Below are 12,437 nucleotides of genomic sequence, written 5' to 3'. Positions count from 1 at the left end.
CACCACCACCCCGACCGCCGATGCGATGAGTTCGAGGCGCGCGCCCGGTCGGATCTGTCGTCACGACTGGGCTGAGCTGACTGACCGAGGACTGAACGGAGCTGCCGGGATGAGCGCGATCTACACCTGGGACGTCTTCTCCACGCTCGACGGTTACGGCTCCTACTCAGAGGGCGCCGACTGGGGTGGCTACTGGGGCAAGCAGGGCCCCGAGTTGCTCGAGCACCGGGCTCGACAGCTGCAACCGGAGCCCCGGATGGTCTTCGGTGCCACCACGTTCCGCGAGACCGCCGCGATCATGGCGGGCTCCGACCCCCTCAGGCTCGACGAGTGGAACGTCCGGACGCGACGCGCGCCGGCGACGGTGATCTCCTCGACGCTCCAGGACACTCTCGGCTGGCCCGACGCGACGGTCGTCAGCGGTGACGCCGTCGACATCGTCACCCGGCTCAAGCAGGACTCGGACGTGCCGCTCCGGTCACAGGCCAGCTTGTCGCTCAACTGGGCCTTGATGGCCGCCGGCCTCGTCGATCGGCTCCAGGTGACGATCTTCCCCGTGATCACCGGCCGCACCGGCACCAGCCCGGTCCTCCGCGGCGCGGCCGACTTCGACCTCGAGCTGCTCCAGAGCCGCGTTCTGGACGGCCACACCCACGAGCTGGTCTACCGCCCCATCCCGCGCTGAGACGCAGGACGAGTGGATCCCGCCTGACCTACCTGTCGCTCCGCACGCGCCGGGTGTCGTGTGCCCACATCGCGATCTCGACGCGGTTGCGGGCGCCGATCTTGGCCATCAGCGACGCGACGTGGGTCTTGACCGTGCTCAGGCCGACGTAGAGCTCGGTGGCGATCTCGGCGTTGGTCCGACCCCGTGCCACCAGCGCGAGCACCTCCTCCTCGCGCTCGGTGATCGGCTCGACGGGCTGGACCGGTGCGACCGGCGCCTGGTCGGCGAACGTCGCGAGCAGCCGTCGGGTGATGTTGGGGGCGATGAGTGCGTCCCCGGTGGCCGCCGCGTGGATGGCCTGCACGAGGAGCTCCGGGCCCGCGTCCTTGAGCAGGAAGCCGCGGGCGCCGGCGCGGAGGGCGCCGAGGACGTACTCGTCGAGGTCGAAGGTGGTGATCACGACGACCGCCATCGGGTCCGCCACGTCCGGCCCGGCCAGGCGCCGCGTCACCTCGACCCCGTCCAGCCCGGGCATCCGGATGTCGACGAGGAGGACGTCGGGGCGCAGCCGGGTCGCCAGGTCGAGCGCGGCCGGCCCGTCGGCTGCCTCCCCCACGACCTCGAGGTCGGGCTGCGCGTCGAGGATCATCACCAACCCGGTGCGGACCAGGTCCTGGTCGTCGGCGACGACGACACGGATGCTCATGCCGGCGCCCCCACCGGCAGCACGGCCTCGACGACCCAGCCGCCCGCGGGCCCCGGCCCCGCGGAGAGCGATCCGCCGAGGAGCTGGGCGCGTTCGGCCATGCCCAGCAGGCCGAACCCGGGTTCCGGGTCCGGCCCCGGCTCGGTCTGTCCGTCGTCGCTGACACGGAGCCGGACGGCGTCGCCCTCCCGGCGTACGTCGATCACGACGCGGGTCGCGCTCCGGGCGTGCCGACCGGCGTTGGTCAGCGACTCCTGCGCGAGCCGGTAGAGCGCCGCGTCCACGGGTCGTGACAGCCGGGGCAACGAGTCGTCGAGCGACACCTCGACGCTGGGCGTCGCGTCGGCGCGCGCCAGGGCAGGCAGGTCTGCGACGCCCGGCTGCGGTGAGTAGGCGACGGCGTCGTCCTCACGCAGCACCCGCACCATGGACCTCATCTCAGCCAAGGTTCGCGAGGCTTCGGCCTCGATCGCGGCCAGGACCTCGGCAGCCTTCTCGGGCTGGACGGCGGCGACCACGCCACCGGCCTGCGCCTGCACCGCGATGGCGGACACGTGGTGGGCCACCGTGTCGTGCAGCTCTCGCGCCAGCGCCACGCGCTCCTCGTTGCGGATCTCGCGCCGCTGTCGGTGCCAGAGGTCCGCCCGGTAGCGGAACGTCGCCGCGAGGGCGACGACCAGGAGCACCAGGACGCTGCCGCCGAAGACGTCGGCCCAGCCCGCGGAGGCGGCGTACATCCCCACCGCAACGACGACTGCCACGAACGCGGTCCCCGTCACGACTTCCCGTCCCGAGCCCCACCGCACCAGGGAGAAGAGCAGGATCAGGACGGCCAGCATGGAGTTGAGGCCCAGGTCCCCCGCGCGCACAGCCAGCTGGAGGACCGAGAGCACCCCGGCGACGCCCCACCCGAGCAGCGCGGCCAGCAGGGGGCGGCGCCGCCGCAGGAGGAGGGCTGGCACCAGCGCCAGGGCGAGCACCGTCACGAAAGGTCGCCACGCCAGGTCCGGTCGCAGGATGCCCTCGGCCAGGGCGGCGACCGCCAACACGCCCACGAGCAACCAGTCGAGACGACCGAGAGGTGGGGCGTCAGCAGGCCGCGGCTCGTGCCAGACGGAGCGACGGACCGTGACCACGGCACCAGCGTAGGGATCGGCGTGCCCCGGCGTACCGGCCGAAAGAACGAGGGACGGACCGTGCCAAAGGCCGGGCCGGCTCCGGCCTCCCGGCCGAGGCGCCCACCCCCTGCGGTCGGCGAGCGTGGACGCACCAACCCCACAGCACCCACGGAGGCCGATGATGAGAACACGCCGACCCGCCACCACCCTGCAGGACCAGCCGATGCCGGTGAGGGTCAAGCTCGCCGCCACGTGGACGAGCCTGATGTTCCTGTACGTCTACGTGGACATCCTCAACTTCTTCACGCCCGGCGTCGTCGAGGACATCCTCGACGGCAGGGTCTTCGAGTTCGACCTCTCCCAGACCTTCTCCACCGCGGCGCTGACCTTGATGGCGGTCCCGAGCCTCATGATCGTGCTGTCGGCGACGCTGCCCGCCCGGGCGAACCGCACGACGAACCTCGTCGTGGCCGCCCTCTTCGTCCCCGTCACGGCGTTCAACATCCTGGGCGAGTCCTGGCTGTACTTCTACGGCCTCGGCATCGTGCTGGAGCTGATGCTCCTCGCCCTCGTCGTGCGGTACGCCTGGACCTGGCCCCGCAGCGCGCCGTCCGCGCTCGTCGCGACAGGGGCGGACCAGGAAGCCTCTCGTACCCGGGACCCGGTGTGATCCCGACGGCGGGTGTCGTCGGACGCGCCGAGCACGACGCCGCGCGTGTCCGGCTGGTGCGCATGCTCCCCGGAGCCCGGTTCCCGGTCCTACGATCTGGCCATGCACACCTTGACCCGCTCCGGCGGGCTGGCCCTCGCGGTGCTGGCCCTCGCCCTCACTGCCTGCGCTCCCCGTGCCGACGAGGAGCCCGAGACGGCCACCGAGCCCACGGCCGACACCTCCTGCGAACGCGACAACCTGGAGACCTACGAGGACGGGGTGCTCACCATCGCCACCGACAACCCGGCCTATGAACCGTGGTTCGTCGACAACGACCCCACCAACGGTGAGGGGTACGAGTCGGCCGTCGCCTACGCCATCGCCGAGGAGCTCGGGTTCGCCGAGGACGAGGTCGTCTGGGTCAAGGTGCCGTTCAACGCCGTGGTCAACCCGGGGGAGAAGAAGTTCGACTTCGACGTCAACCAGGTCTCGATCACCGAGGAGCGCCGCAAGGCGGTCGACTTCTCCAGCGGCTACTACGACGTGCGGCAGGCCGTCATCACCGAGGCGGGGTCGCCGATCGAGGGAGCCACGACCGTGGCGGAGCTCGCCGACGCCAAGCTGGGCGCCCAGGTGGGCACCACGAGCTACACCGCGATCACCGACCAGATCGGGGCCACCGACCCGGCGGCGTACGACACCAACGACCAGGCGGTCCAGGCCCTCAAGAACGGCCAGATCGACGGCATCGTGGTCGACCTCCCCACCGCCTACTTCATGACGGCGGTGCAGCTCGACGACGGCGTCATCGTCGGCCAGCTGCCGGAGGCGCAGGACGAGCCCGAGCAGTTCGGCGCCGTCCTCGACCTCGACAGCCCGCTGACCGAGTGCGTCAGCCAGGCGGTGGACACCCTTCGCGAGAACGGCCTTCTCGACCGGCTGGTCGAGGAGTGGCTGTCCCAGCAGGGCGCACCGGAGCTGTCCTGAGCGGGGTCGTGACGGCCGACGGCTGGCAGCCGTCGGCCGTCCAGCGCGAGCGCGACAGCTACCGCCGCCGCCGCACGGTCCGCAGCGCCGTCGTCGCGGCCGCCAGCACGCTGGTCCTGGTGGGGCTGGCGGCCACGGCGATCGTCACGTCCCCGGGCTGGGAGCGGGTCCAGCAGACCTACTTCAGCTGGGACAAGGCCGTCGACTCGTTCCCGGCGGTGCTCGAGGGTCTGTGGCTCAACATCCGCGTGATGCTGGTCTGTGCGCTGCTGATCCTGCTGCTCAGCCTGCTCATCGCGGTGATGCGCACGATCCGCGGGCCGGTGGCGTTCCCGCTGCGGCTCCTCGGGACCGTCTACGTCGACGTCTTCCGCGGCCTGCCCCTGCTGCTGGTGCTCTTCCTGCTCGGCTTCGGCGGCCCGGCGCTCGACCTCAGCGGCCTGCCCCGCTCGGCGCTCTTCTGGGGTGGTGCCGCGCTCGTGCTCTCCTACTCGGCGTACGTCGCCGAGGTGTTCCGGGCCGGCATCGAGTCGGTCCACCCCTCGCAGCGTCTCGCCGGCCGTGCGCTGGGCCTCAGCTACGGCCAGAACCTGCGCTTCGTCGTCCTGCCCCAGGCGTGGCGGCGGGTGCTGCCGCCGCTGATGAACGACCTGGTGTCGCTGCAGAAGGACTCCGGCCTGATCGCGGTGCTCGGGGTGATCGACGCGATCCGCGCCGCGCAGATCGAGACCGCCAGCGACTTCAACTACACCCCCTACGTCGTGGCGGGTGTCCTCTTCATCAGCCTGACGATCCCGATGGCCCGGGCCACGGACTACTACGCGCGCAAGCAGGGCTTCCATGGCGCGGGAGGCATGCTCTGATGCCGCTGCTGGAGATGAACGGCGTCCGCAAGGCGTTCGGCGACCACGTGGTGATCCGCGACGTCGACCTCGCGGTGGAGCCGGGGCAGTGCGTCGTGCTGATCGGGGCCTCGGGCTCCGGCAAGTCGACCCTGCTGCGGTGCGCCAATCTGCTGGAGACGATCGACGACGGCGTGATCACGTTCCAGGGCGACGACATCAGCGACCCGCGGGTGGACGCCGACGCCGTCCGGTCCCGGATGGGCCTGGTGTTCCAGTCCTACAACCTCTTCCCGCACCTGAGCGTGCTCGGCAACGTCACGCTCGCCCTGACCCGAGTCCACGGCGTGGGCCGGGGGGAGGCCGACGAGCGCGGCCTGGCAATGCTCGAGCGGGTGGGACTGCGGGACCGGGCCGGTTCCCGGCCCGACGACCTCTCCGGCGGACAGCAGCAGCGGGTCGCGATCGCGCGCGCCCTGGTGTCCAACCCGGCGCTGATGCTGCTCGACGAGGTGACCTCCGCCCTGGACCCGGAGCTGGTGGGGGAGGTGCTCGACCTGCTGACCGACCTCAAGCGCGACGGCGTGACGATGCTGCTCAACACCCACGAGATGGGGTTCGCCCGGGACGTCGCCGACACCGTCTGCTTCCTCCACGACGGCGTCATCCACGAGTCGGGCACACCGAGCGAGGTCCTGGGCTCACCTCGGGAGGAGCGGACCCGGGCCTTCCTCTCACGCCTCCGGACCTGACCACCGCTTGCCGGTTGCGGGAGGATGCAGCCATGCCATCGACCACGAGCAGGCTCGCCTCGCTGGCCCTGGGCCTGGCCGTGGCCGTCACGGGATGTGCCGGCCCGGCCGACGAGACGGCCAGCGAGCCGGAGACGACGCGCTCCTCACCCAGCGAGTCGCCGACCAGCGGGTCCCCGTCCCCGGCGACGCCCACCCGGACCAAGAGCAAGAAGCCGGCCGCACCGACACTCTCGGTCGAGGTCGCCGGTGACCAGGTGACGCCCAACGCGCAGACCTTCGAGCTCGGCGTCGGTGAGCCGCTGGTGGTCGAGGTCCGCAGCGACCGGTCCGGCGAGCTCCACGTCCACTCCAAGCCGGAGCAGTACGTCGACTTCGGCACGGGGACGACGCGGCGGCAGCTGGTGGTCGAGACGCCCGGCACGGTCGAGGTGGAGGAGCACGAGAGCGGCGCCGTCGTCGCCGTCCTCGAGGTGCGCTGATGACCCTCGCCCACGGCGTGGGTGGGGGACAGGACCTGCCGATCCCGGCGTCGTACGCCGTCGTCGGCGGTGCGCTCGCCCTGGCGGTGTCCTTCGCCGTGCTGATGGTGGCCTGGCGGCGGCCGCGCTACCTGCCGAGTGAGGGTGGCCGCCCGGCGCCGCGGTGGGTCGCCGCCGTCGCCGAGAGCCGCGTGGTGCTCACGGCGCTGCGGGCCCTGGCCCTGGCGGGCCTCGGGTTCGCCACGTGGGCGCTGGTGGCCGGGCCGGACGAGGTGGCGGTCAACCCGGTCTTCGGCCTCGTCTACGTGCTGCTGTGGGTCGGGCTCGTGCCGGCGTCGCTGCTCCTCGGGCCGGTGGTCCGCACGGTCAGTCCCGCGCGCACCCTCCACCTGCTGTTGGCTCGCGCGCTGCGACGCGAACCCGACCGGGCGGTGGCGCGGCTGCCGGGACGGGTCGGGCTGTGGCCGGCCGCCCTCGGCCTGCTGGCCTTCACGTGGCTCGAGCTGGTCTCTCCCGACGGCACCACGCTGCGCGCGATCGGCACCTGGTTCGCGGCGTACTTCGTCGTGCTCGTCGTCGGGGCGTTCGTGTTCGGACGCCGCTGGTTCGCGTCCGCCGACCCGTTCGAGGCCTACTCCACGCTGGTGGCGCACCTGTCGCTGTGGAGCCGCGACGGCTCCGGCGAGCTCCAGGTCGTGAGCCCGCTGCGCAACCTGGCGCGGGTCGAGCTGCGCCCGGGGCTGGTCGCCGCGGTGTCGGTGCTGCTGGGGTCGACGGCCTTCGACAGCTTCCGCGACTCGGTGACGTGGCTGCAGTTCCGGCAGCGGACGGCGCGGGACCTCGTGGTCCTGGAGACCGGGCTGCTGGTGCTGGCCTGCTTGGCGGTCGGGCTGCTGTTCGCCGCGGCGACCGTGACCGCGACGCCGGCGCGGGGCCGGAGGGCGTCCCTCCCCACGGCGTTCGCGCTGTCGCTCGTCCCGATCGTCCTGGGCTACATGGTGGCCCACTACCTCACGCTGCTCGTCGAGACCGGCCAGCAGACGCTGATCCTCGCCAGCGACCCGCTCGGCAACGGCAGCGACCTGTTCGGTACGGCCGAGCGGCGGGTCGACCTGTGGCTCTCGCTCCACCCGACCTTCCTGGCCAGCGTGAAGGTGCTCGCGATCGTCGCCGGCCACGTCGTGGGGGCCGTGGCAGCTCACGACCGGGCCCTCGTCCTGCTGCGCAGCGATCGGCTGGTGCGCGGCCAGCTGCCGTTGCTGTCGGTGATGGTGGCCTTCACCGCGACCGGGTTGGCGCTGCTGTTCGGGGTGTGAGGGCGACGGAGGTGATTCGCCGGGTGTCGGTGGGTCGGAATAGCCTGACGAGGGCGCCGGTTGGGGCTGCCGGACGAGGGGAGCAAGGACAGCAGTGACGGACCAGTGGGGCGAGCATCGCGGGTCTACGACGCGTGAGGGCTTCGCCGTTCTCGGGGTGGCGGTCCGGCGTGAGCCGCTGATCTTCGTCCTCGCCACGGTCGGCAGCTTCCTGTTCGGCGCGATGACGGTCGCCGACGCCTGGGTCCTCGGCTGGGCCACCGACAACGTCGTGATCCCCGCGTTCCGCACCGGCGAGGTCGGGGCCGGGCTGCTGTGGGCGGTCCTCGGCCTGTTCATGGGCGTGGCCATCCTGCGCGCGGTCGGCATCGTCGCCCGGCGCCTCGGCGCCGGTGTCATGCAGTACCGCATGCAGGCCCACACCCGCCGAGCGGTCACCCGGCAGTACCTCTCGCTCCCGATGGAGTGGCACCAGCGCCACCCGACGGGGCAGCTGCTCTCCAACGCCTACTCCGACGTCGAGGCCGCGTGGGGCCCGATCGCGCCGCTGCCGATGGCGGTCGGCACCGTCGTGATGATGGTGATTGCCATCGTGCAGATGCTGGCCGCCGACCTGGTGCTCGCACTGGTCGGCCTGCTGGTCTTCCCCGCGGTGGTGGTGGCCAACCTCGTCTACCAGAAGCTCTCCTCGCCGTTGATGACCCGCGCGCAAGGTCTGCGCGCCGAGGTCAGCGAGATCGCCCACGAGTCCTTCGACGGCGCCATGGTCGTCAAGACGCTGGGTCGCGAGGTGGAGGAGACCGACCGGTTCACGGCCAAGGCCCACGAGCTGCGCGACGTCAACATCCGGGCGGGGCGGATCCGCGCGGCCTTCGACCCCACCCTCGCCTCGTTGCCCAACGTGGGGGTCCTGGTCGTCCTCGCCGTCGGGGTGCAGCGGGTGGTCAGCGGTGCGACCGACGCCGGCGACGTCGTCACGGTCGCCTACCTGCTGACGATCGTGTCGTTCCCGATCCGCTCCATCGGCTGGCTGCTCGGCGAGTTCCCCCGCAGCGTCGTGGGTTTCCACCGTGCCCAGCGCGTCCTCGACGCGACGGGGTCGATGCCCTACGGCGCCAGCAGCGTGCCCCCGTCGGGCTCCGCCGGCGCGCACCTCGAGGTCGACGGGCTGGGTTACTCCTACGACCCCGAGGTCCCGCTGCTCGACGACGTGTCCTTCACCGTCGAGCCCGGGCGCACGGTCGCGCTCGTGGGGGCGACCGCCTCCGGCAAGAGCACCCTCACCAAGCTCCTGACCAGGCTCGTCGACCCCGACCGCGGTGCGATCCGGCTCGACGGCGTCGACCTCCGTGACCTCGGCAGGGGCGAGCTGGCCGAGTCGGTGGCGACCGTCGGCCAGACCGCGTTCCTCTTCGACGACACCGTCCGCGAGAACATCACCCTGGGCGCCGACGTCCCCGACGACGAGGTCTGGGCGGCCCTGCGCGCCGCGGAGGCCGACGGGTTCGTGGCCGCCCTGGCCGACGGCCTCGACACGACCCTGGGGGAGCGGGGCACCTCCCTCTCCGGGGGCCAGCGGCAGCGGATCTCGCTCGCGCGGGCGCTCGTGCGGCAGCCACGGCTGCTGATCCTCGACGACGCCACCTCGGCGGTCGACCCCGAGGTCGAGGCTCGCATCCTCAACACCCTGCGCAGCGAGCGCGGGGAGGGCACCGTGGTCGTGGTGGCCTACCGGAAGGCCACCATCGCGCTGGCCGACGAGGTGGTCCACCTCCGCGGCGGGCGGATCGCCGACCGCGGCACCCACGCGGAGCTGCTCGAGCGGAGCCCGGCCTACGCACAGCTCGTCAACGCCTACGAGCAGGCCGCCCACGAGCAGTCCACCACGGCGGGTGAGCGATGACGACGACCACCGGCACGCGCCTCGACACCGGGGAGGACCTCGCCCCGATCGAGACCATCCGTCGCGGCATGGCCATCAGCCCGGAGCTGCGGGAGGGCTTCCGGGTCACGCTCCTCTTCGCCGTCCTCGCGTCCTTCGGCCAGGTGATCGTGCCGATCGCGGTGCAGCAGACCCTCGACCGGGGCCTGAACGCCCCCGGCGGGCCCGACCTGTCCTTCGTGGCGCTCCTGGGCCTCGCAGCCGCCGCCGGCATCGCCATCACCAGCGTCGCCTCCTACTTCATGACCAGCCGCCTGTTCCGCACCTCCGAGCGCGGTCTGGCGACGCTCCGCATCAAGGCGTTCCGCCACGTCCACGACCTGCCGCTCCTCACCCAGAACACCGAGCGCCGTGGCGCCCTGGTCTCCCGGGTCACGACCGACGTCGACCAGGTGAGCCAGTTCCTCGTCTTCGGTGGCCTCATCTTCATCGTCAGCGTCGGGCAGATGCTGGTCGCGACCGTGATCATGTTCGTCTACAGCTGGCAGCTGGCCCTGGTGGTGCTGGTGGCCTTCGCGCCGCTGTTCGGCTCCATCCGCTGGTTCCAGCGCAAGCTGAGCGAGGCCTACGGCGTCGTACGCCGCCAGGTCGGTGTGCTGCTCTCGGCGATCTCCGAGCCGGTGGTGGGCGCCGAGGTCGTGCGTTCCTACGCCATCGAGGACCGCACCCAGGCCCGGATCGACTCCGCCATCGAGGACTTCCAGGCCGCGAGCGTCAAGGCCCAGCAGTACACGGTCGTGTCCTTCTCCCTCGGGGGTCTGTCCGGAGGGCTCGCCAACGCCGGGGTGCTGATCGTGGGCGTCCTCCTCGGCATCACCGGCGAGATGAGCGCCGGCACCGTGCTGGCGTTCGCGTTCCTGGTCACCCTCTTCGTGGGGCCGGTGCAGATGGGCACCCAGATCCTGACCGACGCCCAGAACGCCATCGCCAGCTGGCGGCGGGTCATCGGCATCCTGGAGACGCCGGCCGACCTCGTCGATCCCGGCGCCGAGGGCGAGACGCTGCCGCGGGGCCCCATCGACGTCACCTTCGACGACGTGACGTTCTCCTACCCGGGCGGTCCGCCGGTGCTGCGCAACGTCTCCATGACCATCGACTCCGGAACCCGTGTCGCCATCGTGGGGGAGACCGGCTCAGGCAAGTCCACCTTCGCCAAGCTGCTGACGCGTCTGATGGACCCCAGTGAGGGCCGGGTGCTGCTCGACGGCATCGACGTCCGCGAGATCGCCGCCACGAGCCTGCGGCGCAGCGTGGTGCTCGTCCCCCAGGAGGGCTTCCTCTTCGACGACAGCCTCGCCGCCAACGTCCGCTACGGGAAGCTCGACGCCACCGAGGCGGAGATCCTCGCCAGCGCCGAGGAGCTGGGCCTGGCCGACTGGGTGGCCGGGCTGCCGCGCGGCCTCGCCACCCAGGTGGGGCAGCGGGGTGAGTCGCTCTCGGCGGGGGAGCGGCAGCTGGTCGCGCTGCTCCGGGCCCACCTGGCCGACCCCGACCTGCTGGTGCTCGACGAGGCGACCAGCGCCGTCGACCCGCAGCTGGAGATGCGCATCGGGCGCGCCCTCGAGCGGCTGATGTCCGGGCGCACCAGCGTCACGATCGCCCACCGACTCTCGACGGCCGAGAACTCCGACGAGGTCGTCGTCGTCGACCGCGGCCAGATCGTCCAGCGCGGGCCCCATGCCGACCTGGTCGCCGAAGCCGGTTCGGTCTACGCCGGGCTGCACGCCTCCTGGGTCGCCCAGTCCTCCACCTCCTGACCGGCACCGGGGATACTGGGGTCCATGAGCCAGACGGATCTCGACCCTGCCGTGGCCGAGCGGGTCAGGTGGAACGCGGAGGGACTGGTCCCGGCGGTCGCGCAGCAGCACGACACCGGTGAGGTGCTGATGCTCGGGTGGATGGACGACGTGGCCCTGTCCCGCTCGCTGACGACCGGCCGGGCGACGTACTGGTCGCGCTCGCGCCAGGAGTACTGGGTCAAGGGCGAGACGTCGGGCAACACCCAGCGGGTGGTCGAGGTCCGGCTCGACTGCGACGGCGACACCGTGCTGATCAAGGTCGACCAGACCGGCGGTGCGTGCCACACCGGCGACCGCACCTGCTTCGACGCCGACCTGGTCCACCCGGCGTGACGGACCGGCGCGCCACCTTCGTCCCGCTGGTCGGCGCCGGGCTCGCAGCCGGTGCCCTGGCCGCCGTCGCAGGCGCTCGCCCGTGGGTGGTGGACCCGTCCGTGCCGCGGGGCAGCGACCCCTTCGGCGAGGTGTCGGAGGCGGGGGAGATGCCGCTCGCACTCGCGCTGGCCCTCGTGGCTCTGGCGTGCTGGGGCGTCGTCCTCGTGACGCGGCGCCGGGTCCGTCGCGTGGTGCTGGCGCTGGCCGCCCTGGCCTCCGCGGGGTTGCTGACCACGGTCGCGGTCGGCCTGCGCACCCTGCCCGACCAGGTGCTCGAGGCCGCCCCGACCGGCGGCGAGACCCCGGGCGGCATGGACCCGACGTCGACCACCGGCTGGCTCTGGGTGGCCGCCGGCGCGGGCCTCGTCCTGCTCGTGGCCGCCGTCCTCGCCCTGTCGTGGAGCTCTGCCTGGCCGGAGATGAGCAGCCGCTACGACGCGCCCGGCCGCGAGGCCGCTCCGCGGGCGCCGGCGGAGGAGCAGAGCAGCCTCGACCTCTGGAAGAGCCTCGACGAGGGCCGCGACCCCACGGCCTGAGCCGATCACTACACTGGGGCCCGCACGCCACCCCGTCCCGAGGAGTCCCCGCATGTCAGCACACCACGGCAACACCCCGGCCGCCTGGACGGGCGTCACGGTGGCGATGCTCGGCTTCATCGTCGGTGCTGTCGCGCTGCTCCAGGACCCCGTCAGCATGCGGCTGTTCTGGGTCGGCTGCGCCCTCGGTGTCGGTGCGCTCGTGGTGTTCGGGGTCATGGCCAAGATGGGCCTGAACAGCTCCGACGGCTGACGCGGGAGGA

14 protein-coding genes are annotated in these 12,437 nt (G+C 72.2%); 12 read left to right on the top strand and 2 right to left on the bottom strand.

Going from position 1 to position 12,437, the window contains the following annotated elements; translation table 11 throughout:
• Positions 1-109: 109 nt before the first annotated feature.
• Positions 110-685, top strand: coding sequence for a dihydrofolate reductase family protein (locus K6T13_RS10530; RefSeq protein WP_222894533.1), 576 nt, complete (start codon positions 110-112; stop codon positions 683-685).
• A 28-nt stretch (positions 686-713) separates the two neighbouring features.
• On the opposite strand, the gene K6T13_RS10525 is transcribed toward K6T13_RS10530, so the two are convergent.
• Positions 714-1,373 (bottom strand): response regulator, encoded by a 660-nt coding sequence (locus tag K6T13_RS10525; protein WP_222894532.1) that lies wholly within the window; start codon positions 1,371-1,373, stop codon positions 714-716.
• The gene (locus K6T13_RS10520) at positions 1,370-2,509 is read right to left on the bottom strand and encodes a sensor histidine kinase (RefSeq protein WP_222894531.1); all 1,140 of its coding nucleotides are present in this window, start codon (positions 2,507-2,509) and stop codon (positions 1,370-1,372) included. The genes K6T13_RS10525 and K6T13_RS10520 overlap by 4 nt, the downstream gene beginning before the upstream one ends.
• A gap of 205 nt (positions 2,510-2,714) precedes the next feature.
• On the opposite strand from K6T13_RS10520, the gene K6T13_RS10515 reads away from it, so the two are divergent.
• From K6T13_RS10515 to K6T13_RS10465, 11 genes are all read left to right on the top strand, one after another.
• Positions 2,715-3,161: a DUF6326 family protein gene (locus K6T13_RS10515; RefSeq protein ID WP_249423729.1), complete on the top strand. Its 447-nt coding sequence runs from the start codon at positions 2,715-2,717 to the stop codon at positions 3,159-3,161.
• A 102-nt stretch (positions 3,162-3,263) separates the two neighbouring features.
• Entirely contained in the window at positions 3,264-4,130 is an 867-nt protein-coding gene (locus K6T13_RS10510; RefSeq protein WP_222894529.1) for an ABC transporter substrate-binding protein, read from the top strand.
• A gap of 8 nt (positions 4,131-4,138) precedes the next feature.
• Positions 4,139-4,993 carry an amino acid ABC transporter permease gene (locus K6T13_RS10505; RefSeq protein WP_222894528.1) on the top strand — a complete coding sequence of 285 codons (855 nt, stop codon included), beginning with the start codon at positions 4,139-4,141 and terminating at the stop codon, positions 4,991-4,993.
• Entirely contained in the window at positions 4,993-5,724 is a 732-nt protein-coding gene (locus K6T13_RS10500) for an amino acid ABC transporter ATP-binding protein (protein WP_222894527.1), read from the top strand. The genes K6T13_RS10505 and K6T13_RS10500 overlap by 1 nt, the downstream gene beginning before the upstream one ends.
• Before the next feature lie 32 nt (positions 5,725-5,756).
• Positions 5,757-6,206 (top strand): hypothetical protein, encoded by a 450-nt coding sequence (locus K6T13_RS10495; protein WP_222894526.1) that lies wholly within the window; start codon positions 5,757-5,759, stop codon positions 6,204-6,206.
• Positions 6,206-7,522: a hypothetical protein gene (locus tag K6T13_RS10490; protein WP_249423728.1), complete on the top strand. Its 1,317-nt coding sequence runs from the start codon at positions 6,206-6,208 to the stop codon at positions 7,520-7,522. The genes K6T13_RS10495 and K6T13_RS10490 overlap by 1 nt, the downstream gene beginning before the upstream one ends.
• A 94-nt stretch (positions 7,523-7,616) precedes the next feature.
• The gene (locus K6T13_RS10485; RefSeq protein ID WP_222894525.1) at positions 7,617-9,425 is read left to right on the top strand and encodes an ABC transporter ATP-binding protein; all 1,809 of its coding nucleotides are present in this window, start codon (positions 7,617-7,619) and stop codon (positions 9,423-9,425) included.
• Positions 9,422-11,221, top strand: coding sequence for an ABC transporter ATP-binding protein (locus K6T13_RS10480; RefSeq protein ID WP_222894524.1), 1,800 nt, complete (start codon positions 9,422-9,424; stop codon positions 11,219-11,221). Before K6T13_RS10485 ends, K6T13_RS10480 begins: the two co-directional genes overlap by 4 nt.
• Positions 11,222-11,245: 24 nt before the next feature.
• Entirely contained in the window at positions 11,246-11,596 is a 351-nt protein-coding gene (hisI, locus tag K6T13_RS10475) for a phosphoribosyl-AMP cyclohydrolase (RefSeq protein ID WP_222894523.1), read from the top strand.
• Positions 11,593-12,174 carry a Trp biosynthesis-associated membrane protein gene (locus tag K6T13_RS10470; RefSeq protein WP_222894522.1) on the top strand — a complete coding sequence of 194 codons (582 nt, stop codon included), beginning with the start codon at positions 11,593-11,595 and terminating at the stop codon, positions 12,172-12,174. Before hisI ends, K6T13_RS10470 begins: the two co-directional genes overlap by 4 nt.
• 52 nt (positions 12,175-12,226) lie before the next feature.
• The gene (locus K6T13_RS10465; protein ID WP_222894521.1) at positions 12,227-12,427 is read left to right on the top strand and encodes an HGxxPAAW family protein; all 201 of its coding nucleotides are present in this window, start codon (positions 12,227-12,229) and stop codon (positions 12,425-12,427) included.
• Positions 12,428-12,437: the final 10 nt, after the last annotated feature.

It is taken from the genome of Nocardioides coralli, from assembly GCF_019880385.1.
Classification (GTDB): domain Bacteria; phylum Actinomycetota; class Actinomycetes; order Propionibacteriales; family Nocardioidaceae; genus Nocardioides; species Nocardioides coralli.
Note: the sequence above shows the minus strand (reverse complement) of the source record. Positions and strands in the feature narration are given on the sequence as shown.

What these genes read in the sequence shown, in the direction of transcription:
- K6T13_RS10530 (WP_222894533.1), top strand. Translation starts at nt 110, where the DNA reads ATGAGCGCGATCTACACCTGGGACGTCTTCTCCACGCTCGACGGTTAC.
- K6T13_RS10525 (WP_222894532.1), bottom strand. Translation starts at nt 1,373, where the DNA reads ATGAGCATCCGTGTCGTCGTCGCCGACGACCAGGACCTGGTCCGCACC.
- K6T13_RS10515 (WP_249423729.1), top strand. Translation starts at nt 2,715, where the DNA reads ATGCCGGTGAGGGTCAAGCTCGCCGCCACGTGGACGAGCCTGATGTTC.
- K6T13_RS10510 (WP_222894529.1), top strand. Translation starts at nt 3,264, where the DNA reads ATGCACACCTTGACCCGCTCCGGCGGGCTGGCCCTCGCGGTGCTGGCC.
- K6T13_RS10500 (WP_222894527.1), top strand. Translation starts at nt 4,993, where the DNA reads ATGCCGCTGCTGGAGATGAACGGCGTCCGCAAGGCGTTCGGCGACCAC.
- K6T13_RS10495 (WP_222894526.1), top strand. Translation starts at nt 5,757, where the DNA reads ATGCCATCGACCACGAGCAGGCTCGCCTCGCTGGCCCTGGGCCTGGCC.
- K6T13_RS10490 (WP_249423728.1), top strand. Translation starts at nt 6,206, where the DNA reads ATGACCCTCGCCCACGGCGTGGGTGGGGGACAGGACCTGCCGATCCCG.
- K6T13_RS10480 (WP_222894524.1), top strand. Translation starts at nt 9,422, where the DNA reads ATGACGACGACCACCGGCACGCGCCTCGACACCGGGGAGGACCTCGCC.
- hisI (WP_222894523.1), top strand. Translation starts at nt 11,246, where the DNA reads ATGAGCCAGACGGATCTCGACCCTGCCGTGGCCGAGCGGGTCAGGTGG.
- K6T13_RS10465 (WP_222894521.1), top strand. Translation starts at nt 12,227, where the DNA reads ATGTCAGCACACCACGGCAACACCCCGGCCGCCTGGACGGGCGTCACG.